We start from the raw sequence: 20,490 nt of genomic DNA on the forward strand, positions 1-20,490 counted from the left end.
AACGCTACTTCCCTCCACTCGTTAATCTGATGCGCGGGTCAATCACCCGATACAGCAGGTCGATGATGTACAAAGTAAAAATGAGCACAAAGCTGTAAAACACAGTCGTTCCCAAAATAACGGGATAATCGCGGTTAAAAATGCTTTCCACGAAGTATTTGCCGAGCCCGGGAATGGCGAAAATCTTTTCCACCACAAAGGTTCCGGTCATCAGGTTGGCAAACAGCGGACCGATAAAGGTAAGAACAGGCAGGATGGCATTGCGCATCCCGTGTCTAACGACAATGGAAAAGGTGCCAAGCCCTTTGGCCTCTGCCGTGCTTATGTATTCCTGTTGCCAAACCTCAAGCATGCTGGCTCGTACAAAGCGGGCGATGATGGCGAGCGGACCGATAGCGAGCGCAAGTGTTGGAAGAATCGAGTGCTCCCAGCTCCCCCATGCAGCGACGGGTAAAAGCTCCCATTTGACCGCTAAGTACTTGATCAACAGTGGCGCGAGAATAAAACTGGGGACGGAGATCCCGATGATGGCAGCAAACATAGACAAGAAATCCAAGGTCCGATTGTGATAGAGTGCCGCTACGATTCCCAGTGTGATTCCACCTGCCAGCGCGACAACAAACGACTGGAGTCCCAAAACAGCCGATGCGGGAAATCCCTCTGCAATCAGTGTGTTCACATCCCTCGTCTTCGACTGAATAGAGGGCCCCAAGTCAAATTGCAGCAATCCTTTTACATAGAGCAGGTACTGTACCGTGATTGGCTGATCCAGGTTGTACTCCGCTCGCATGTTCTTCACCACTTCTTCTGGAAGCATTTTGGCATCTGACGCGAATGGATCACCTGGAATCAGGTGCATCGTCACGAACGTTACAGTGACAATCATCCACAGCGTAACGATCATGAGAAAGCCACGCTTGACTGCATAATAAAGCACGTTGTTTCCTCCTTTAAATAATACAAAGTAAATCGATATAAATACTATGGATTATAAATATAGAAAACCCCTCTCCGAAAAGAAGAGGGGCGATTGCACGTTTCCCACCTTCTCATCTCGCAGAATAACTCCGCAGGAATTAGCACCGTAAGGTCAATCAGACCAAGGTTGCCGGGTTTCATCGGGCCAGTCCCTCCACCACTCTCGATAAGAATGTTCTATGAAATTTAATTTCATTGTAAAATTCTTTTTTATCTTATCATTTTACTCGGATATGTCAATGCTGTTCCATGACAATTGATTTTTCTTTATTTTATTTGTGAAAAAAGTAAATCTTCATACACGTATGAATAGGAGGATGTCAGCCCAAATCTTAATCGTGGTGGCTAGGATCAACAAGGCAAGAATGGATTGGAGAATCCGCGTGCCCAAACGTTTGCTGACCTTCGTACCGAGCGGCGCTGCCATGATGCTGGCGATTACCATGATCACGGATGGCCACAGCAATATGTCCCCTGCCATCCATTTCCCTATCGTCGATCCAATGGAAGATAGAAAAGTGATGGCAAGAGAGGACGCAATCGCAACTCTTGTCGGTATCTTGAGGATGATCAACATGATGGGAACCAAAATAAAAGCGCCGGCTGCCCCGACAATTCCGGAGGCACCTCCGACCATCAAAGCAGATAAGACAGCTGTTGGTTTATGAAAGATAACCTCTGTCGTCTGTTCACGTTCGTACACTCGCTTTTTTGGTAGGAACATCAAGACTACAGCAATCGTGGCCAGGGTGGCGTAAACGATATTGACGGCATTTGCCGAAAGAAATTTTCCTCCATATCCTCCAAGCAAGCTCCCGACAATAATGGCACTTCCCATGTACACAACGAGCTGGTAATGAATAAGCTTATCTTTGCGCAGAGTCCAAACAGCGGCTAGGGTGGCAAAAAATACTTGGACGGCACTTATTCCGGATACTTCGTGAGCTGTGTAAGCAACAAATCCAAGGGCGGGCGGAATGTACAGAAGCATCGGATACTTGATGATGGAGCCCCCGATTCCAACGAGACCAGAAATGAACGATCCCACGAAACCGATAACAAACAGTGTGATCACTAGGTCGATAGTCATAGGCTCACCCTTTGCAGCGACTCGCTTTGATTTCGTTTTATCCTCGTTGTACTACTGCCAAGCCGTCTATTTGCCATTGTAAGATACCGCCGCTCAAATTCATTACATCCTTGAATCCGTTTGCTTTAAGAATGCTTGCGCCAATGGCAGATCGGGCACCGGAACGGCATTGTACGAGAAGCGGTTTATCGTGAGGAATCTCATCTAGCCGCATGGCGAGTGAACCGAGCATGATGTGCTGTGCATCTGGAATGTGTCCTTCCTTCCACTCAGCCAGATTACGTACATCTACTACGTGAACCTCTCTCTTTTCCACGCGCTCTGCAATCTCTAGCGGTGTTACCTCTTCTATTGTCTCGAGCGAAGACACTTCACTTTCCAGTAGTTTGGTGCTGTCGATAAAGCCTGTGACATGATCAATCCCTACAGCACGCAAGGCTTGCAAAATCTCGTCCAGCTCATCTGGGGTGGTCAGGATGTGAACGGAGCGATCGTAATCGACAATCCAGCCAGCCCAGCTGGCAAATGACTTGTTAAAGGGAATATGAAGTGTTCCCGCCAGATAACCCTTCGCAAATTTGTGGAAAGGTCGCGTATCAATTATCTGTCCGTTTTCCAGTGATTCCTTTACCGCTTCTAGCGAGTAGAACTCTTGAACAACAGGAAGCTCCTTTAGCAAGGCAGGGCCTTCCTTATTCACGCGTTTCATCACGGCAAAATACGTTGGCGGCTCTGGTTGTCCATCCAGGAGCGCCTGAACGAATTCCTCTTCACTCGTGTGTGACATCGCCCAGTTAAAGAGCTTTTCATAGCCGACGGTAGAAGACGGCACGGCCCCCAGTGCTTTCCCGCAAGCACTTCCTGCGCCATGAGCTGGCCATACCTGCATATAATCCGGCAGTTGCTTGAATTTTTGGAGGGACTGGAACATGGCTCTTGCACCTAACTCGGACGTCCCCTTCATTCCCGCCGCTTTTTCGAGCAAGTCCGGTCTGCCGATATCGCCGACAAAGACGAAATCTCCCGTGAAGATCCCAATGGGGCGATCTGCATTCCCTCCAAGGTCTGTCAAAAGGAAGGAGATACTCTCAGGCGTATGGCCAGGGGTATGCATGACTTCAAATAACAAGTTTCCGATAAAAAAGCGATCCCCATCGTGCACAAGCTGATGGTTCAAGCCATTCACGTATTGATATTTCCAATCTTCATCGCCCTCATTGGATAAAAACAGCTTCGCTTGATGAACTGCGCCCAGTTCCCTGGCACCAGATACAAAATCGGCGTGAATGTGGGTTTCGGTGGCGGCTACAATGGTTACTCCCTCTGCTTTGGCGACTTGAAAATAAGGAGCCAGATTACGGGCGGGATCGATCACAATCGCCTCCCCGGTTTTTTGGCAGCCGACCAGATAAGATGCATGGGCCAGCTTCTCATCATAAAAGTAACGCAATAACATCGTGTATTCCTCCCTTAACCTGTCATTTATTTGTTTGATTTTTCCGCGAGTAACTCAAGCAGAAACCGGAGTGATTCCAGTTCGGCAAAATGGATGTCCCCCCTTCTTTCGAAAACTGCCTCACATCAATCCTTTTAGCATGCCGTTCCAATAAAGGATGGGAAGCAGTTCTTTTTTCATCAGGTACATACTGAATCTTTCTTTGGATTGGTCAAAAGGAAAGGTTTCGCACGGCTTCAGGTTGTAATCAAATTCGGCGAGTACCAGCTTGTTGTACCCTGTTACGAGTGGGCAGGATGTATAACCGTCATACTTGGCAGTCAATGGGTTCCCACTGATCAGCGCGAGCAGGTTTTTCTCGACCACAGGCGCCTGTTTGCGGATAGCAGCTCCAGTTTTTGATGTGGGAAGATTCGTACAATCGCCAATGCCAAAAATAGTGGGAAATCTCTTGTGCAAAAGCGTAAATGGATCAACATCGACCCAGCCTCCTGTGTCTGCCAATGCGCTGTTTGCAATGAAATCGGGCGCTTTCATGGGAGGGGTCACATGAAGCATGTCATACTTCCATACTACCTGCTCTTTTGTGTCCAGATTCTCGAAGACGGCTTCTTTGGTATCCGCCCGTACCTCCAGTAGGTTATGCTTGTATCTCGTTTCGATGTTCTTGCGACGAATGACCTTATTAAGGGTAGTGGCATACGTGGGAACGTCAAAAATACTTCCTTTCGCTGATGCAAAAATGATCGCTGACTCGTTGCGAACCTGTAGCTTGCGAAAGTAATCATCGGCCAGATACATGATTTTCTGAGGGGCTCCGCCGCATTTTACGGGTGAATTCGGATGAGTAAAAATAGCAGTGCCGCCTTTAAAACTCCGGATGGCTTCCCATGTACTTTCTACCGTTTGGTATGCGTAGTTGCTGCAAACGCCGTTCTTCCCAACGGCATCCTTCAAACCCTTTACCCCCTCCCAATCCAGTTGCAGACCGGCAGCAACAACGAGGTAATCATAGGTAATGACGGCCCCCTGCTTCGTACTAAGCGTGTGTTGTTCCGGTTGAAACATGGTGACCGCATCGCAAATCCAGTCGACGCCTGTGGGAATCAGAGAGGAGAGGTCTCGCTCGGATTCCTCCTTTTTCGCGGCACCACCTCCGACTAATGTCCACAAAGGCTGATAATAATGCTTGGATGCGGGATCGATGATGGCGACTTGTCCCATGAGCCTTTTGGAAGCACGGACGAGACGGGCAGCAACAGAGATACCTGCTGAGCCTGCTCCCACGATCACAACCGTATAATGAACTTGTTTTGCCATAGCTCCTCCTTCGACGACCATTTGGTTTCCAATCATACGATGTTCGTTCATAAGATGCAGTCTCTCTATTCAGTTTATTCCGCTGACATTTTTTCCATATAGGGGAAGTCCCCTACTTTTGGATTCAAACCATTAAAACGCCAGATCGAGATATCTATTTTTTATGGCGTATTGGATCAATTGATGCTTGGAATCCAATCCTAGTTTCTGCATGATATTCGTTTTGTGGTTCTCCACGGTTTTGACGCTGATCAACAGCTTATCCGCCATTTCCTTATTGGTATAGCCGAGCACAATGAGTCTGACAAGCTCCTTTTCTCGCAGCGTTAAAACAGAAGGCAACGTCTTGGCATCCGATCTCAGCCATAGATTGATGATTTCTTGCGATACAGAAGTCTTGTAAAAGCACTTGCCTCTGTAAACCTCCACAATGGCTTGAAACAGCAGTTCTCCATGGCTGTTTTTTAAAATGTAGCCATGGGCTCCGACCGTGATGGCCTCCTGGACGAAAATCTCCTCGTCATGCATGGTCAATATGACGATTTTCACCAAAGGATTCGACTTGCGAATCTCTTTGCTCGCGGTAAACCCATCCAACCCGTTCGGCAATGACAAATCCATCAGCACCACATCGGGTGTCAGCTGATTGGCTTTCAGGATCGCATCATTGCCTGTATGACTCTCTCCGACAATTTTAATTTGAGAGTAACTTTCGAGAAGCACACGCAATCCCTTCCGAATCATCGTGTGATCATCAACCAAAAGCACTCGTATCACTCTACTCTCCCTCCTTGTCCTGCTACCGTTACCTTGATCGATGTACCTTCGAGGAGGACGGATTGAATCTGAAGAGTCCCCTCCATCTGATCCACTCGTTCTTCCATATGTTTGAGGCCCAGACCAACCTGAACCTGATCGCGCACAAATCCGATTCCGTTGTCCTGAATCAGCAGAGTCAGTAGGTCGTCTTCCTTGTACAAGATGACTTCAATGAGTGTGGCCTTCGCGTATTTCAGTGCGTTATGTAAGGATTCTTGGATAACACGGTACAGATTGATTTCCAAGTTTGGCTGAAAATGATCACTAACATTGCTGTAAGAAAAGGTAATGGAAACATCCTGATGTGCTTTGTTCAAGCTAGAAACAAGATGCTGTACGGTAGGAATCAGCCCCAGCTGATCGAGACTATGCGGACGCAGCTGTAGAGAATACAGCTTGACATCTTGTATCGCTTTTTCCAGCTCATTCACAATCTCTTGCATGAATTCCCGGAATTGTCCCCTCTCGTTGAGGCGTGCTTGAATTGCCTGAATACCTACTGAAACAGAATACAAGGATTGACCTACGCCGTCGTGCAGTTCCCGGGCCAGGCGCTTGTGTTCATTTTCTTGAGCTTCTAGCGTTTTTTGCAGCACCTGCTTGGAGATTCTGACCTCCTCTTCTTTTTTCTTGACCGTCATATCTTTTAAGACCAAAAGGACATCCTGCATGTTTTGTTCACCATTTTCATAGATGACAGCCGTGCTCATCTCCATGTCTACGTACCGTCCTTCATAGGTAGGCATCGCAGAGAGAAAATAGGGAACCTCCCGTTTGGCGAGCAAATAACATCGTTCTTCTCCCGGTTCCAACTCTCTGTTTTGGCAGTAGGAGCAGAACGGGACCTTTTCTCCTCGTATCCAACCCGTCATTTTCTCTGCGGATGGGTTCATCACCATAATTTTTCGTTCCTGATCCATGAGAATAATCCCGTCCTGCAAGTGATCGAAGATTTGCTTCAGATACCCGTTATCCATCGCTTTTCCTTCTTCACCATAGCGTTCAAAATAAGTCAGACTTTGATCCATCATAGGTCCTCCATACTGAAAGATATTGAGATCATTTCCCCTATGACCCAATCGTAAAAGACGGGGAGCACCTTTCAAATAGGTACCTTCCCCTATCTTTTGTGACGCTAAATGATGGTCAAATAGATACTGTGTTTTGATTCGCATCTGCGTATGAAAAAGCCGAGTAAACGCTAGGTGTCATCTCCTAACATGTACTCGGCTTGCCACCTGAATATTTTCCTCCGTGTCCAACGACGATCTACGGATAACCGTTTTCTTCCTTTAACATTGAGCTTTAGCAATGAACATCATCGGTCTTATCGTAATCCAACAGAACTTTTTTTGCTTCGTTCATAGGCAAAAATGATCATCGTCACGCCTAAGATTGCACAAATCATATACATAAAGGAATAAGAGAAATGATCAGCGACTGGCCCCAAGATGACTCCTCCCAGAGAAACACCCAAATCGGCCATAGCTATGAATAACCCGATTAACACATTGCGATCCGTCTTTGGCAGAACAAATGTCAAATACGTCGTTAACGTAGGATAGAGAAGGGCTTGAGCAATTCCCATTAATATGGCCCCTACGTAGAGAAAGGCTGCTCCACCCACGCTAGAAAAGCTTACACTTAACGCCGCTACTGCAAGAATGAGCATAATTCCCATCATAAAAGAGGAACGCCACTTACCGTCTGACGGAATTTTCTTTCTCAACACAAACCGCGATAATACGATGGTACCCGCTTGAAGCATCAGGAAAATTCCCGCATTCCCGTAGTTGATTTGTACAGCGTACAGCGGTATAAAGGTTGTCACAGCTCCAAATATAATGGATGCCGCCAGCATCAGGACGCTGCATTTACATAAATACGGGTTTTTGACTAATTGGCTCACAGAACCAAGCATGGTTGCTCCCTGTTCTGTCTGATCCGGAGCAGTCTCAGCTACTTTTTTGTCGATGCTGGCGCTATAACCCACCACTCCTGTAAGGATCGCAATGGTGACCATGGCAACTGTAAAATAAGAGCTATCCCCCGCTTGCCAGATGCCTAAAGCGAGTAGAGGGCCAAAAATACCAGGCAAATAAGCACATAAGGAATACAGGGAGATCCCTTGTGAACGATCCTCGTCCGGCAACGCATCAATAATCCCTAGCTGTAAGGCCATGGAGAAAAAAGCGGTACACATCCCTTGCAGAATACGGGCAACAATAAAACCCTCTAATTCAGTAAACGTATATAAAATGAGAGCCGCTCCATTGAAAATAAGAATCGTGCGGAGCACCTTGATTGGTCCATGTTTTTGGATGATATGGCCTGCCCACGGCCGAAAAAACATGGTTGTAAACAGATACGCTCCCATAACGACTCCAATTGTTGCATTGGTCGCACCCAACTCTGCACCCTTTAACGGAATAATGACATTCAGAATAGAGTTCGCACTAAAATACAAAAGAGTCAATATGTATAATCGTAAAAATGGCCAAGACAGAGCCCCTCTCATAGCTCTTGCTCCTTCCTCTGATCCTCTGCTTACTCTCATTGCCAATTCCTTTACGCAATAGTCATTTGCAGCAGTTTCTTCGTATAAGCGGATTGAACATCTTTTAATTCTTCAACCCTCACAATCTCTTCGATCTCACCATTTCGTATGACCATGACTCTGTCGCAAATATAGGCGGCAGCCTGTATATCATGGGTGATGAAGATATAGCCAATCTTGTAACGTTTTCTCAAGTCTTTTAGTAAATCAAGCACTTGCATTTGCACAGACCCATCCAATGAACTGATTGCTTCATCGAATAGAATGCATCTCGGTTCCGTTGAAATGGCTCTCGCTATGCATACCCTCTGAGCCTCCCCCCCTGATAGCTCATGAGGAAATTTCTTTCGATAGGAAGGATCCAACCCTACTTGACTTAATAAATGGTCAATCTCGCTTCGAACATCTTTTCGTCCCCGTCTTTTTATTTGCAAAGGCTCCCGAATGGCGTCCTCAACTGTATATAATGGATTGATCGAAGAAGTGTAATCTTGAAATACAGCGCTGATATTCCCTGTTCTTACTTTTCGATCCTCTACTTTTTTGCCCTCAAACAAGACGGTACCTCGATCAGGCTTTTCTATCCCCATGAGCAATCTTCCCAATGTCGATTTACCACTTCCGCTTTCTCCGATGATGCCGAAACACTCCCCAGATTTGCATTCGAAGCTAATGTTACTCAACACTTGCTCTCTTTCCCTTGAGAACAATCCACCTCTTCTGTATGATTTCTCTACACACTCAACGCTCAGCAATACTAACTCCTCCCATGACCCTCTTAAAATGTTCATTCATCGGCAGCTTCGTGGAGAGCAAGTAACGGGTATAGGTATGCTGCGGTTCAGAGAAGATGGCTTGGGTCGTCCCGTTTTCAACAATTTCTCCTTCTTTCATGACGAGAACCTCATCTGCCATTAATTTGACAATCCCTAAATCGTGAGAGATGAAGATCATGGAGCAGCCCATTCGATCGCGCAATTGCAGGAACTGTTCAACCACTTCGAACTGCGAGATTGTATCGAGTGCTGTCGTGGGTTCATCAGCAATCAGAATGTCAGGCTCCAATACGATAGCCAGCGCAATCATGACCCGCTGTAGCGTTCCACCCGACAGCTGGTGGGGATACTTATTCATTACCTCTTTCGGGTCTTTCAGCATGACGCTTTCCATGGCATTTTTCATTTTGGTTGTGATTTCGTCACGGCTCCATCCAAAATGCTCCACTAGCGTCTCCTTTAAATGAACACCCACCACGCAAGAGGGATCAAAGGCACGCATGCCATTCTGTAAAATCATGCAAAGCTGCTTTCCCCTCTTTTTCCTCATCTCCTGTTCGGAGAGCTCCATGAGGTTTTCTCCTCGTAATAGAATGTCTCCCGCTTGGTGAATCCCGGCTTTATTCAATCTCATGATGGCCTTGCATGTAACCGACTTCCCGCTTCCGCTTTCTCCAACAATGGCCAGACAGCTTCCCTGCTTCACATGAAATGAACTGTTTGGAACGATCACTCGATCATTGCGGCTGTCCCAGATTTTCAGGTTATTTACCTCCAAAATGTTCATCTTCCGGTTATGCCACCCCTTTTCCTTCGAGCTTCACGGCAGAGGGTCTTACTAACCCTTGCTGCTTATATGTAGAAGTCATCAATTTGGGATCGAAAGCCACTTGAAGCGTATCAGACAAATAGTTAATGGCCGATACGACGATCACGATGGTCAAACCGGGAGCTAGCATGAATTCCGGGCGGGAAAACATGACCTCTCTCGCTTCATTCAACATCATGCCCCACTCTGCTTCCGGTGCTTGAATGCCTAAACCGAGGAAAGAGAATCCTGATATTTGCAAAATCATCGAACCGAAGGAGCTGCTTGAAATGACAGCAATGTCGGGCAATGCAACCGGAATAATGTGCCTGATCATAATTCCCAAATTGCTTGCGCCGATTGCCTTTGAGAATTTTACATAGTCGGATTCCGCATATTGCATGACTGACGCTCTGATGATTCGAGCAAACCACGCCCATTTCATCAATACAAAGGCGATGATTACATTTTCAAAACCTACTCCCAAAATGCCGATAATCGCCAGGGTCATGACATATCCCGGAAAACAAAGGATCACATCGCAAACACGCATCAAGAAGGCATCAGTTTTTCCACGCAAGTAACCCGCAAGAACCCCTACAATTGACCCAATCAATACAGATAGGAGCAGCGCAGCGAAGACCCATAGCATGCTGGGACGAATAGCGTAAATGAGTCTGGATAAAACGCATCGCCCTAAGTGGTCGTTGCCCAAGAGATACTCCCATGATGCGGATGCAAATCGAAGCTCCATATGTACTTCTGCGGGATCATGCGGTGCAACGAAAGGTGCAAATATTCCAGCCATAGTTGTAAGCGAGATAATGGATAAGGATAGGACAGCAACCTTGTCTTTCCACACATGTTGTAATCGATTCATCTAGAGACCATCCCTTATTTTGGGTTTCAATGCCGCATTGATGATGTCGGAAACGGTGTTGAACAGAATAAAAGCGACTGCCAACACAAGGACATAGGCTTGAATGATCGGAAAATCCCTGCTTAAAATGGATTTGACGCTTAGCGTACCGAGTCCCGGCCAAGCAAAGATGTTTTCCACGACAACTGTGCTTCCCAAAATGATGGGAATTGCCATGCAAAATACGGAAATGGCCACCTGCAATGAATTTCTGAGAATGTGCATCGTGATCTTTTTCTCCGGTAAGCCGCATGCCCTTGCATAGAGAACATAGTCTTCATTCATGTTGCTTAACATGGAACTTCTGATGATTCGAAAATAGATGCCAGCATAGCTGATTGTAATCACAACAACGGGCAATACATAGCTTTTGTACGACTCCATTCCGCTTGTCGGAAGCAAATCCAGCTTGACGGAAAAATACCAGATCAACAGAGCGGCGAGCCAATAGGACGGCATCGATGTCAGGAAAAATGAAACGCCTCTGACTGATTTGTCAACCCATTTGCCTGCGTTCAATGCGCATGCCACTCCCAAAACGATGGACAGCGAAACTATGGCAAATGTCGAAACTAACGTCAGCTTTACTGTATGGAAAAAGGCTGGTCCTAGCATAGACCACACGGGTTTTCCCGTTATGTATGAATCTCCAAAATCAAGCTGCAAGCATGAAGCAACCCAGCTTAGGTACCGGGTCAAAAAGGGTTGGTCCATCCCAAGTTTCGCTCTGGTTTGAACAAGTAACTCATCCGTTATTGTGGGGATGCCTTGCGAATGCAGCACCACTTCGGCAGGATCCATAGGAGATAGATGAATGAAAGAAAACGTTACAAACGATACGATCAGGACCAAAGGAATCGATAGCATGAACCTTTTGATGATATAGCTACCCATAGCACGCTCCTTTTTTCCGTATTTATTCAAAGTACATCCGCTCAAATGGAAGCTCGAATTGTGTTTGCTTAAACGAGATTCCCTGCAGGTTTTTGGGAGCCAGGATCGTGACTCTTCCATTCGTAATCGGAATAAATACGGCTTCCTCATGGACAATGGTCAAAATATCAGCATATAGCGATTTTCTATGTTCCTCATTCGTCGACACCATGACTTCTTCCAATTTTTTATAGAGCTCATCAGCTTGCGCGATGCCTCTTGTCGTATGGTAATAGGAAGACTTGGAAGTAAAAGCAGCGATTGTGCTCTGCGGATCATACGCGAGTCCCCACGTTTGATTAAAAAGCAGGTCATAGTCACCTGTAGATCTTCTGTTCGCAATCGAAGAAGACTCCTCGCCAATAATCTCCAGTTGGACCCCAATCCTTTTTACCGTATGTTGAATCAATTCAGCCTGCATTTTTTGCGTGGACGAATTTACATCATAATAAAGCTTCATGGCTAATGGCTTTCCGTTTTTCGATCTGAATTCGCCCGTATTCCCGATACCCCAGCCCGCCTCCTCCAAAATCTTCATCGCTTTTTCCAAATCGTATCCCCGCTTCTCTAATTTCACGTTGGCGTAATGAACATTCGAAGAGAAAAGGGTATTAGCTGGTTGTTCAGTGCCTTCAAATATTTGTTTGCTGATGGTCTCTCTGTCAATCGCATACCAAAACGCTTCGCGTACAGCCTTTTCATATACAGGGCTCTCTGTTTTGCTGCTATTGGCGACAATTATGCCTGTGTTCATTGGGTGACTGCGAATGATTTGGTGTTCTCCTGATTCAACAAATTGATTCATGGCTGCCACATCGAGACTATTAGCCCCTCGATCATCCGTAAATACAAAGTTGACTTCTCCCTTTTGCAATGCCAAGAAAGTAGTTTCTCCTGCGGGAAGTACTTTGGCTGTGATTTTCTTTACTTTAGGCGCGCCACCCCAATAATTTTCATTCGCTTCAAATACGGCATACTGATCTACTTTATGCTCAGTGAGCTTATAGGGACCAGTTCCGTTATAACCACTAACGCCATCTTTGGTTCCCCCGTTCACAAAATTTTTTGGCGAGATGAATACATAAGGTCTTGTCATCGACAATTCGACCAGCGTCGGGTAGTACGGTTCGGATAAGACCAGTTCAACCGTATACTCATCGAGTACATTGCAGGCCACGATCTTTGTTGATAACTTGATCCAGGAATGCTTGCTTGCATTGCTTTGCACCGCTTCGATATTCTTTTTCACTGCTTCCGCATTAAACAGCTCTCCATCATGAAACGTCACGTTTTTTCTCAAATAAAACGTGTACACCTTCCCGTCTTCGGAAACTTCCCAAGATTCAGCTAACAAAGGTTTGATCCCATCTTCTGTATTTTCCAACAACGATTCGTACACCATCCCTTGAGCTGGCATGGAGCCGGAATAAAAGTGCGGGTTCATATCGTTAATATCTTTCGAAGTGGCATACACGATCTCTTTCCCTTTATTGGTTAACTCCGTTTTTTCCGTATCACCGTTACTGCAGCCAACCAGCAGAACGACGGAGACCATGAACGTCCTTAATAAAGATCCCATTCTTCTTGTCATACCATTTCCTCCAGAAAATACGTGTTAGTGTGGCTTCTTTGATCCGATACCCTTTTCAATCTCACTACATATCATTTTCAAATCTTCCGCAAAGCTTTGCACAACGAACGCATCCGATAACTGTTCACCCTTACGTGTTTGCGCAGCTTCCGATATTTTACTCTCGTACGTTTCAATGAATGTATCGATCGTCGGGCAACTGCAATCTATGTATCTTGCAATGCCCTGAATTATTTTTATCCGATAGTAATCTTCCTTTGGCATGCGCGGGATATCCCAATACCCTTCTCTATTGATAAATATTTTCCGGATGGGGACAGCAGAAAAATCGAAGTATCTTCCATCTGAATCTGGCTCCGAAAAAGGATCAATCAATAGTGAGGTATATCGAATGAACAATAAATACTCTTGATGAATCGTTTCATAATGAACGAAGTTTTCGATATCATCACGTGATAGACTTTCCAGCCTCACCGGATAATTGTCATCCGTCATGAACTTTAGCAAATTGAGCCCTTTTATATTGAGCTTTTCCACCACTTTGGTAATCTCTTTCCATTGAGCCAGCATATCGCGTATGAGATATTGCGTGATGGGGCCCTCCGGAAACATTTTGTATACGTACTTTTTGATTGGTTCCTCTCCAAATATCACACGAAGGGAGAAAGCATTCATAAACAGTGGCGGATGCACGTATAGTGATATGTTTCGCGTTTCCGCTTCGATCGGAGAGTCCATGACTTCCAAATGAATACCTACTTGCTCAAATAACTCACAAAGTCTTTTTACATTCGGGGAGGGTGCGCGCGTCGAGCCGATGTAAAGCTTTTTCTTAACCCCTGTCGTAATCACTCGATTTGATGGCTGATCATGGAACCAGCGAGTATCGCCAAGGTATGTAGAAAAACTGATAATCTCCGCATTCGAACCAATCCTGTTTAAATAATGGCGTAGTAAACTGTTGGAACCAAGGGTCGGGGAAACCAAAACCATGCACTTTATTTGTTGTAAAACCTGATCATTTATTTGTTGTAAAACCTCTGTATATGCATCTGTTGTGACAGATAATATGAAGGTATCCCATTCCCCTGTAACGCTCCCGTATCCATGGAATACATGATCGAATTGGCATTCTCCTTCCATCTTTTGATGCTTTTCATTTTGAATATCTGCCCGAATTTGCTGATTGCTTTGCTTAAGTGCAGTAAAGAATGATGTGGAACGAACAGACTCACGCCCAACGACCCCGACGCAACAATTCCAATGTTTTTTAAACATGACAGCCATTTGAATGGAAGCAGGACCTGTTCCCAATAGCAAAATTCGTTTCATATCACCCATAGAAACCTCCTTTTAAGATCAGCATGCAGCCGATGCTTTTTTGTACAACGCGATATCAAATACATGGTCGGGACGCAAGATGGTTTCAATCAGTCTCCATTTCCGCTCATCTACCTCTCTCATGGGGTAGTTAAAAAGGGATTTCATTTGATTGCCGTATCGCATCGCCACGATCACTTGGTTATTTGTCAATGGATGTAATTGTTCCAGCAGATCATACTTATTTGCAACCGTTGAACTAAAGATGATATGGGTTGCATCCTTCGTCACAACAAGTCGTTCCACAAACTCTTTCTCCAAGCGGATAGACAATCCACTTCCCAGCCTTTCTACAACACTCCGCCCTAGTTCGATGGCCTCCTCATCAATGTCGATACCAACTACTTCTGCTCCCGTCCGCTTCGCAATCAATAATGGCGTCATGGGAAAGGAACCTGAGCCTACCATCAACACCTTTGAATCAACAGTAACTTGAAAACTCCCAAATTCTTTTTCAATACAAGATTCTATGTTTTGAAAGTAGTCGGTCTTATCGTCAATCCCTTTTAGCAGCTTCAACGCACGATATTTCTCCATAATCGCAACGCAAATCGCCGAGGATTTCCTTACATTCTCCACAAGCTGGTTCAATTGGTTTCCGATTGGCTGTTCTATCTGCTCCCAGGCTTCTTTGTTTCTTTCATCCGTTATGAAAGTAGAATACTCATCGATGATCTTCTCTAACTCCGAGCTGTGATGGATGGTACCGTCATATCGATCTGCGAAATGGGTGAACCTTTCTAGAAATGCAGTCAACTGTTGATGCAATTGTTCGCGTCTATTCATTCCGTTCTCCCCTTGCTATCTTGAATCTCGATGAATGCTTTGCCTTGTGCCACGATTCTGACTGCCCCCTCAATTTTGAGACTTGTTACTTTTTCTTTTTGCCAATTGGCCGTTACTTGAATCGTGCCTCCCGGTTGCCTGATGGGAGCAACGATATCGCCTTGCTTTTTCCAAGCCAGATAGGCCCCAAGTGAAGCAGTACCTGACCCACAGCCGCTTTCCCAGATCATGCTATCTAAAGACGGAACAAAGATAAGGGGAGCCAATTCATTCGAAGCTGGCTGATACAATAGCACCCCGATTAAACTCACCCCTACAGTTACTCCAAGCAGCTTGGCTAAGGATTGCGCACGTTTTCTTACCGCCTCACTGACCTGTTCTACTTCAATCACGATGTGAAAGAAATCTTGATACCTCACAATCACCAGGTTTATTTCGTCGCCATCATAGTTGATTGACTGCTGCTCGATCTTTTTGGGTAGAGGCATCGAAACTTGGCAGTAATATTCGTCTTTAATTTTTTTCACTTGACAAACAACGAAATGATCTATTCCCGAAGCTTCCAAAACAATTTCGGTGAAATCATTTTGCTGTAAACCATTTTCATGCGCGATAAGCGACGCTAATGCCATGCATGCGTTGCCGCAAAACTCACCCCCAGCCATTTGCAGATGTGCTGCTGCTCCATAATTATTCGGTTTTTCGATAAAACCCACTTGTTCAGCATGGACACTAGCGTAGGACATAATTTTTGAGGCGATGTGCGTATACTCTTCAGCTGGATGATTGTTTTTCACAAGAATGGTCATATTTTGTGTGGGATTAAACTTAATAAAATCGATTTCCCGTTTCATCTCAACCTACCCTCTTACCATATTTTGATGAAAAGCGAATGACCTTAGGGTAAACGTAATCATTACGATTTAAGGCTTAAAAAAATAAACCGTAATGATTACGATTATTATCGAGTAAATCATAACCACAATTTGGGTGTCTGTCAACGGTAGACTTGTCGTTCTTTTATTCCTTTTCTCCAAGTCGATCACACTTCCAGATATGCGCTCTAGTATTTTCTAGTAGGATTTTTACATCTATACAAGAAGAATACCTTGACTTAACAAAGTGGAACAGGTAATCTTTACCCGCACCACAAACGGATTTTATCGTACAGAAAGGTTGTATTGACTTCATGGCGTTATCTCAAACTACTACCAAGAAACAGGTCAACAAGGAAAAGTCTTCGATCTCTTTGCTCTCTCTTACCGTGGGTTCCTTTGCCATTGGGATGACGGAATTCGTCATCATGGGTCTACTACCGAATGTTGCAGAGGATTTGCATGTTAGTATCTCATCTGCGGGACAACTCATTACCATGTATGCGCTAGGGGTAGCTGTCGGTGCACCGATACTGACAGTCCTCACCCACCGGATTCCCCAAAAGAAGCTACTCTGTCTCCTTATGATTCTATTTATTCTCGGGAACGGAATCTCTGTTTTTGCTCCCAACTACGATATATTGATGGGAGCACGCCTGATTACCGCTTTGACGCACGGGACATTCTTTGGGGTGGGAGCTGTTGTAGCCTCCAGTCTTGTTAGTCCTGACAAACGTGCTGCTGCCGTTTCCATTATGATGGCAGGTCTGACGATTGCTAATATTATTGGTGTGCCTCTGGGGACTTTCATCGGTCAACATATGGGATGGCGAGCTTCATTTGGTACGATTGCGATCATGGGAATGATAGCACTTGTCGGAATACTCGTTTTCGTCCCAAACATGCGGCAAGAAAACACCGGGAGTATCACTGGGCAAATTACTGCTCTACTCAAGCCCAAGCTTCTTCTATACCTGTTGATCGGAGCGCTAGGCAACGCTGGTCTATTCACCGTATTTACGTATATTACGCCACTGCTGACGCAAATTACCGGTTTTGCTGAGTATCATGTAACGTGGATTCTTGTCCTCTTCGGCTGTGGTGTGACCATCGGTAATATCGTGGGCGGAAAGCTTGCGGATTGGAAGCTAATGCCTTCCATTCTCGGACTTTACTTCACGATATGCATCATTTTGACGCTGTTTACGTTTACCATGCACAGTCCAATCGCTGCCGTATTGACCATATTTCTTTGGGGAGCTGCTTCTTTCGCTGTATTTCCAGGGCTGCAAGTACGCGTGATGAACCTCGCTCAGAATGCGCCAGCGCTTGCTTCTACTTCCAGTCATTCTGCCGGAAATCTAGGAAATGCTGCGGGTGCCTTCATTGGCGGATGGGTTATTACACATCTTGATATAACCTCCCTGCCATGGGTGGGTGCCGTGCTCGTAGCACTGGGTCTGATTTTGGGAATCGCATCCTATATGGCTGAACGCAAGCTGCAACAAAGCTGAAAAGGGTACTCAATATGAGCACCCTTTTTCTTTTTCTCTGGTCTAAGCCGTTCCGTACGATTTTGCCAAAATTCGCTCCCACATGGGAATAAATTGCTTGATAAGCGGTCCAATGGCAAGGGCCGTCACAAAAGTTCCTACCGAAACAGGCCCGCCAAGCAGCAAGCCCAACACCATGACTGTGCACTCTATACCGATCCTGACTTTACCGATTCCCCATCCCATTCGCTCATGTAAAGCTAACATAAAACTGTCACGTGGACCGGCTCCCAATCGCGGTGAAATATACATACCTGTTCCGATCGTATAAATGAGCAGACCGACAGCGAACAAAATAACTCGTTCGAGAACGGTCTCTCCTGTAGGAATCCAGTTCAGCCACATGAATACGTCAATAAACAGCCCGAAGAAAAACATGTTTAAAAACATACCCACGTTCGGCCGGATCTTGCCAATGATGTAGGAAGCGAGAATGATCATGGCTCCCACGATCTGCGACCATATGCCGATGGTCAGTCCAAATGTCTTTTGTAATCCGATATGCAGTGTATCCCACGGCGCAACACCTAGATGCGCCTCAATCATCATGCCAATACCAAACGCCATTACCGCCAGTCCGATCATAAACACACTGTATCGAACTGCAAGCGGATGAAGCAGAAACTTCCTCCACATGATTTTCTCCCCCTCTAATGATTCTAGCTTTCTCAGCACACGTAGGTGGAGATTTGGAGTAAGCTACCTTTTTGATAGCGATTTGCGAATTCATTTGGATCACCTTCCTATTTCGAAATGGGAAACATGATTTCCACGGTGGTACCCTTGTTGACCTCACTTGAGATGGTGATGGTTCCTTGATGATCTTTCATTATTTTATTGCTGACAAGTAAACCTAAGCCTGTTCCTTTCTCTTTCGTAGTATAAAAAGGTTCACCGAGTCTGGGCAGCAGCTCTTGGGAAATGCCACATCCATTGTCGGTAAAGCGAATCCGCACTTGGTTATTCGGTAGACATGTGGTTTCTATGCTAATTGTGCCATTTGTCGTGATCGCATCCAGGGAATTCTTCAATAGATTGATAAAGACTTGTTTTACTTGATTTTCTTCTCCTTTAATCGCTATGGGAATATCGCTGAATATTGTGTTGATCGAAGTGTTGTTTCGATTTGCTTCTGATTCCAGAAACTTTACCACGCTTTCAATAAGAGGGTGTAAAAGAATCCGCTTCACATTCAGCGTTTGCGGCTTGGCCAACACAAGTAGCTCACTCACGATAAAGTTGATTCGATCTAACTCGGACAACATAATGTCTGTATAAGTGGCTCCCCCCGATAGTGTTGGCCGCAAATATTGGATAAAGCCTTTCAATGCCGTAAGCGGATTTCTTATTTCGTGCGCAATACTTGCGGCCAATTCACCGATTACGGACAACTTCTCTGTTCTGCGGAGAAGCTCTTCGTTTTGCTTCCTCTCTGTTAGGTCACGTGTAATGTTGATGAAGTATTGATTTCCACCATCTGAGCTAAAAAACGGCATCCCTCTTGATTCAAGGTAGATCCATTTCTCGTTTTCCAGTTTGTATCGATACTCACATGTCACCGGAATATCGAACTCAATCATCGTGGAAAATCGCTCACAGACGAGTGCTGCATCTTCTGGATGTATGTTTTCAAAAATAATTTGGCTCGTCCCTAATTTCTTCAGATGGGAAGGTGAACTATACAATACGTGACCGTATTTATCTATGACGGAAATGAAGTCAGCCGTGTGTTCAGCAATGAATCGATACTGTTCCTCGCTCTTGCGCAAGGCTTCTTCGGATTGTTTTCGCTCGGTGATATTGCGTGAAACGAATAGAAAGCTATCAATCTCTTTGTTCTCAGACATAATCGGAACACAACGTGACTCCCAATACACCCACGATCCATTTTTATGACGTAATCGAATCTCCATTTGAACATTTTGGGGATGCATAGAGATTAAGGAACGCAGATCTTTCACGGTTTTTACATCATCAGGGTGAATGAGATCAAAACTATTCGTTTGAAGATATTCATCCTGAGTGTATCCCAAGTGGTGTTCGATAGAAGGAGATACAAAAAGATTATTCATGTGTACATCATGTTGGCAAATAACATCACTCGTATTTTCTACAAGGATGCGGTACTTTGCCTCGCTATTCACGAGTGCTTCTTCCGCCATTTTGCGGTCCGTAATATCTCTGGCGATAACGGAAGTGCCTACGATCGTACCTTCTGTATCTCTTATAGGGGAAGCGGTTAGACCAACGTGAACGATCTCACCATTTTTTCGTTGACGCACGGTCTCATAGCCTGTAATATTTTTTCCTTCAAATTTAACCTCGTGGAAAATTTCCTTTGTCTCGTCAATGAGTTCTTCAGGCACGAGGCAGTACGGGTCATTCAGGAGGTCTTGATATGTCCAACCGTAGATTTTTTCAAAGGCACTATTCACAAAAAGTATATGACCCTGCATGTCCCTAATTGAAATCGCATCCGTAGTCGTTTCAACCAGTGACTGAAGCAACTCTTTCATGTTGAACTGTTCTTGTCTAAGGTCGACTCGCTGAGCTTCTTTATCCATAGGTTTATACCTTCCTTAAACGAAGATTGTGAATAATGTTATTATTCTATACCCGTTGAAAATATCCTTGAGAAAATATCTATCC

At 45.2% G+C, this 20,490-nt stretch carries 18 protein-coding genes and 1 riboswitch; of the genes, 1 reads left to right on the top strand and 17 read right to left on the bottom strand.

The window, feature by feature from the left end:
- Positions 1–4 precede the first annotated feature (4 nt).
- From HP401_RS00375 to HP401_RS00445, 15 genes are all read right to left on the bottom strand, one after another.
- On the bottom strand, positions 5–937 hold the full coding sequence (locus tag HP401_RS00375) for an ABC transporter permease (protein WP_173603654.1): 933 nt from the start codon (positions 935–937) through the stop codon (positions 5–7).
- A gap of 109 nt (positions 938–1,046) precedes the next feature.
- Positions 1,047–1,151, bottom strand: a riboswitch (SAM riboswitch).
- 122 nt (positions 1,152–1,273) lie between these two features.
- Complete coding sequence (locus tag HP401_RS00380; RefSeq protein ID WP_173603655.1) at positions 1,274–2,068, bottom strand: sulfite exporter TauE/SafE family protein; 795 nt, start codon at positions 2,066–2,068, stop codon at positions 1,274–1,276.
- Positions 2,069–2,105: 37 nt separating this feature from the next.
- Positions 2,106–3,524, bottom strand: coding sequence for an MBL fold metallo-hydrolase (locus tag HP401_RS00385; RefSeq protein WP_173603656.1), 1,419 nt, complete (start codon positions 3,522–3,524; stop codon positions 2,106–2,108).
- A 120-nt stretch (positions 3,525–3,644) separates the two neighbouring features.
- On the bottom strand, positions 3,645–4,844 hold the full coding sequence (locus HP401_RS00390; protein ID WP_173603657.1) for an FAD/NAD(P)-binding oxidoreductase: 1,200 nt from the start codon (positions 4,842–4,844) through the stop codon (positions 3,645–3,647).
- Positions 4,845–4,976: 132 nt separating this feature from the next.
- A complete protein-coding gene (locus tag HP401_RS00395) occupies positions 4,977–5,621 on the bottom strand; it encodes a response regulator (protein ID WP_173603658.1) in 645 nt (214 codons plus the stop codon).
- A complete protein-coding gene (locus HP401_RS00400; RefSeq protein WP_173603797.1) occupies positions 5,618–6,691 on the bottom strand; it encodes a PAS domain-containing sensor histidine kinase in 1,074 nt (357 codons plus the stop codon). Before HP401_RS00400 ends, HP401_RS00395 begins: the two co-directional genes overlap by 4 nt.
- 299 nt (positions 6,692–6,990) lie before the next feature.
- A complete protein-coding gene (gene cntE / locus HP401_RS00405; protein WP_173603659.1) occupies positions 6,991–8,181 on the bottom strand; it encodes a staphylopine family metallophore export MFS transporter CntE in 1,191 nt (396 codons plus the stop codon).
- A 50-nt stretch (positions 8,182–8,231) separates the two neighbouring features.
- Positions 8,232–8,975 carry an ABC transporter ATP-binding protein gene (locus HP401_RS00410; RefSeq protein WP_173603660.1) on the bottom strand — a complete coding sequence of 248 codons (744 nt, stop codon included), beginning with the start codon at positions 8,973–8,975 and terminating at the stop codon, positions 8,232–8,234.
- Positions 8,962–9,783, bottom strand: coding sequence for a staphylopine uptake ABC transporter ATP-binding protein CntD (gene cntD, locus HP401_RS00415; RefSeq protein WP_173603661.1), 822 nt, complete (start codon positions 9,781–9,783; stop codon positions 8,962–8,964). Before cntD ends, HP401_RS00410 begins: the two co-directional genes overlap by 14 nt.
- A gap of 7 nt (positions 9,784–9,790) precedes the next feature.
- The gene (gene cntC / locus HP401_RS00420) at positions 9,791–10,684 is read right to left on the bottom strand and encodes a staphylopine uptake ABC transporter permease subunit CntC (protein WP_173603662.1); all 894 of its coding nucleotides are present in this window, start codon (positions 10,682–10,684) and stop codon (positions 9,791–9,793) included.
- Positions 10,685–11,617, bottom strand: a complete 933-nt coding sequence (opp1B, locus tag HP401_RS00425) for a nickel/cobalt ABC transporter permease (RefSeq protein WP_173603663.1) — start codon at positions 11,615–11,617, stop codon at positions 10,685–10,687.
- Between the two features lie 22 nt (positions 11,618–11,639).
- Positions 11,640–13,247 carry a staphylopine-dependent metal ABC transporter substrate-binding lipoprotein gene (cntA, locus tag HP401_RS00430; protein ID WP_173603664.1) on the bottom strand — a complete coding sequence of 536 codons (1,608 nt, stop codon included), beginning with the start codon at positions 13,245–13,247 and terminating at the stop codon, positions 11,640–11,642.
- A gap of 24 nt (positions 13,248–13,271) precedes the next feature.
- Positions 13,272–14,588, bottom strand: a complete 1,317-nt coding sequence (locus tag HP401_RS00435; RefSeq protein WP_173603665.1) for an opine metallophore biosynthesis dehydrogenase — start codon at positions 14,586–14,588, stop codon at positions 13,272–13,274.
- Between the two features lie 18 nt (positions 14,589–14,606).
- Positions 14,607–15,413: a methyltransferase domain-containing protein gene (locus HP401_RS00440; RefSeq protein ID WP_173603666.1), complete on the bottom strand. Its 807-nt coding sequence runs from the start codon at positions 15,411–15,413 to the stop codon at positions 14,607–14,609.
- Positions 15,410–16,267: a histidine racemase CntK family protein gene (locus HP401_RS00445; protein ID WP_173603667.1), complete on the bottom strand. Its 858-nt coding sequence runs from the start codon at positions 16,265–16,267 to the stop codon at positions 15,410–15,412. Before HP401_RS00445 ends, HP401_RS00440 begins: the two co-directional genes overlap by 4 nt.
- Positions 16,268–16,602: 335 nt before the next feature.
- Between HP401_RS00445 and HP401_RS00450 the strand changes: the two genes are divergently transcribed.
- Positions 16,603–17,802 (top strand): MFS transporter, encoded by a 1,200-nt coding sequence (locus HP401_RS00450; RefSeq protein WP_173603668.1) that lies wholly within the window; start codon positions 16,603–16,605, stop codon positions 17,800–17,802.
- 42 nt (positions 17,803–17,844) lie between these two features.
- Here the strand turns inward: HP401_RS00450 and HP401_RS00455 are convergent, their stop codons facing one another.
- Complete coding sequence (locus HP401_RS00455) at positions 17,845–18,477, bottom strand: YczE/YyaS/YitT family protein (RefSeq protein ID WP_064199502.1); 633 nt, start codon at positions 18,475–18,477, stop codon at positions 17,845–17,847.
- 107 nt (positions 18,478–18,584) lie between these two features.
- Positions 18,585–20,405: a PAS domain S-box protein gene (locus tag HP401_RS00460; protein WP_173603669.1), complete on the bottom strand. Its 1,821-nt coding sequence runs from the start codon at positions 20,403–20,405 to the stop codon at positions 18,585–18,587.
- Positions 20,406–20,490: the final 85 nt, after the last annotated feature.

It is taken from the genome of Brevibacillus sp. HB2.2, assembly GCF_013284275.1.
Lineage (GTDB): Bacteria > Bacillota > Bacilli > Brevibacillales > Brevibacillaceae > Brevibacillus > Brevibacillus brevis_D.